The sequence below is a fragment of the Frankia sp. CcCS3 genome (assembly GCF_977927575.1).
The window spans coordinates 2,862-3,558 of the sequence record NZ_CDWRCL010000337.1; the positions used below are offsets into that span (position 1 = coordinate 2,862).

Annotated in this window: 1 protein-coding gene; it reads left to right on the plus strand. The window is 61.7% G+C overall.

The genetic code is table 11. The annotated features are described in order from the left end of the window. Positions 1-10: 10 nt before the first annotated feature. Positions 11-310, plus strand: coding sequence for a DUF6544 family protein (locus AC08OQ_RS18865; RefSeq protein ID WP_476612283.1), 300 nt, complete (start codon positions 11-13; stop codon positions 308-310). Positions 311-697: the final 387 nt, after the last annotated feature.

The window sequence follows — 697 nt, forward strand, 5'->3', positions numbered from 1 at the left end:
TATGCGCTGGATGCCCTGCGGGGCCTGGCAGTACAACACCAGCCCTGCCCTGCAGATCGCACGGCTGTTCCGGATGCGTATCCGGTTCGGTCCCGTGCCGATGACCGGCTGGGACATCTACCGGCAGGGACACCGTCGGATGCACGGAAAGCTGGCTGGACTGCTCACAGTCGCCGATGGCTCGAGCCCCGAATTCGACGCTGCTCATTGGGTATGGGGCGGGCCTGAGCATTGCCTCCCAGGTAGTCCAGATTCCCTGAGCCGGTCACGACATGAGACGCTTGCATGGGGGAGCCACAGGCAGCGGTGAAGTCCGTCAGGCCAGACGGCGCGGAGAAGATCAATGATGGGTCAGCTGGCGAGGACGCGCCGTGCCGCCCGGACGAGCGTGCGCACGGCGAGTCGTCGGCAAAGCAGACGGCTGACCATCCGCCCATCGTCCGGGATATCCGCCGCTCTGACACGTCGTTCAACCACGTTGTTCAACCGAGATTGCAAGAATCCTGTGCAGTACGGCATTTCGTTCCCTTGGTACGAGTTCCATACTGCTGCGGTCGTCTCCTCAACCGGTATGAGGGCGATGTGCTCTGATACGGCTCTCAGGTGCCGGACGTCGGACGCGTGAGGATACATTCATATCGGTTCTCGGGTTTGACGCCGCTCAGGTAAACATTCACGTAGATTCGTGATCTTGCGG